The organism is Bacillus sp. JJ664, from assembly GCF_036962205.1.
GTDB lineage: Bacteria > Bacillota > Bacilli > Bacillales > Bacillaceae_G > Gottfriedia.
This window is the reverse complement of sequence record NZ_JBALMS010000044.1, coordinates 6,422-8,252: the sequence shown is the minus strand read 5'-3', so window position 1 is coordinate 8,252 and position 1,831 is coordinate 6,422. Positions and strand designations below refer to the sequence as shown.

2 protein-coding genes are annotated in these 1,831 nt (G+C 33.1%); both read left to right on the top strand.

Features of this window, described 5'->3' with window-relative positions; genetic code table 11:
* Positions 1-201 precede the first annotated feature (201 nt).
* Complete coding sequence (locus tag V7056_RS07585) at positions 202-1,704, top strand: spore germination protein (RefSeq protein WP_499700724.1); 1,503 nt, start codon at positions 202-204, stop codon at positions 1,702-1,704.
* The coding region (locus V7056_RS07580; protein WP_499700728.1) for a GerAB/ArcD/ProY family transporter at positions 1,694-1,831 on the top strand (138 nt) is incomplete at its 3' end. The genes V7056_RS07585 and V7056_RS07580, both read left to right, overlap by 11 nt.

Genomic DNA, 1,831 nt, shown 5'->3' with positions numbered 1-1,831 from the left:
TTTAGCATGCCTACCATTCTCTGCTCAAGCCACACGGAAAGGGAGCTACCCAGAGTTGTAATCAACTAACGTATTCTTAAATATCAAAAGTGAATTCGAAGACAGAGTTTGTTTTATCAGTAAAAAGGGGACAAGTATATTTTTCATAAACTACATAATTTTGGATAGAATAATTTTTAATTAGACATAAGGAGTATCATCATGAGATTTTCTAAAGATACATTATCCCCCGGTCAAAAGGCAAATAATGAAAATAGATTAACAGTTGATTTAAAAAGTAATATAGAAAAAATTAATGATTTTCTTTGTAATACAGAAGATTTAATTGTGACAGAAATCAATAAAAATAGTGAAACGTTAACGTTATTGTATTTGGATACAATGGTGAAAAAGGATTTACTTTTTTCCTATGTTGTAGATCCCTTATTACAACGCGATTCAACTGATTTAAAATATTTAAGTAAATTGGAGATAAATAAATCTTCCAGAATATCAACAATTGGAAAAAGGCTAGTAGATGGTTATTGTGTAATCTTAAAAGAGAATTGTTCAGATGGTTTTATGACAGAAGTGTCAGACAGCCAAGTACGCTCAATTAGTGAGCCGAATACAGAACAAAATATAAATGGTGCACATGACGGTTTCATTGAAAGCATCAGCACAAATATTCTATTGTTAAGAAAAAGAGTGAGAAATACAGATTTCAAGGTGGAATATTTTACGATTGGAAAAATGACAAATACGAAAGTTGCCATGGTTTATATCGATTCACTTGCAAATCGTATGCTTGTTGAAGAAATTATGAAAAGAATTTCAAGCATACAAATCGATCAACTTCAGTCCACTGGAAATTTAGAGGAACTGATAGAAGATAATCCATATTCTCCTTTTCCTCAAGTGTTAAACACTGAACGACCTGATCGTGCTACCTCCTATTTATTAGATGGGAAAATTGCATTGATAGTTGATGGGAGCCCTATGGTGACCATAGTACCAATTACATTCTTTTCATTTTATCAGGCACCTGATGATTATAATCATAGATGGTTAATTGGCTCTTTTTTTCGTATCATCAGGGTTTTTAGCTTTATCGTAGCGATCAGTTTACCTGCTATCTATATTGCAATTGTTTCATTTCATTCAGAAGTACTACCAGTTGGGCTTCTATACTCAATTCGTGTATCTTTAGAATTTGTACCATTCCTTCCATTAGTTGAAGCATTTGCGATGCAAATCATTTTAGAATTATTAAAGGAAGCTTCTATTCGTCTACCATCACCAATTGCACAAACGATTGGTATTGTTGGTGGTCTAGTAATTGGGACAGCTGTTGTAGAGGCTCACTTAGTTTCAAATACGATGATCGTCGTAATTGGATTTACAGCAATCGCTTCATTTGTCGCACCAATCAATGAAATGGGAACAAGTGCTAGATTATTAGGCTTTCCAACTATGATTGCGGCATCGATACTTGGATTTTTTGGAATCATCCTATCATTAATGCTTATATTTATGCATTTAAGTAAATTACAATCTTGTGGCATTCCATACTTTTCACCAATTGCGCCATTTAAAAAAGAAGATTTAAAGGATACCTTTATTAGACTTCCAATTTGGAAACTAAATACTAGACCGACAGATGCTAAGCCTAAAAAATTAAGTCAACAAGGAATGTCTAGGGTGTGGAAGAAAAATGATCACTAAAAAGACTTCAATTACTAAATTTCAACTATTCTTCTTTTTAATTCAAAGTCAGGTTGGCATTGGACTACTCTCATTACCTAATGTTGTGCAAGCTACAGCAAAAGGAGATGGATGGATCTCAACGATT

Bases quoted from the DNA above. Each gene is read 5' to 3' on its own strand.
- V7056_RS07585 (WP_499700724.1), top strand. From the start codon at position 202: ATGAGATTTTCTAAAGATACATTATCCCCCGGTCAAAAGGCAAATAAT.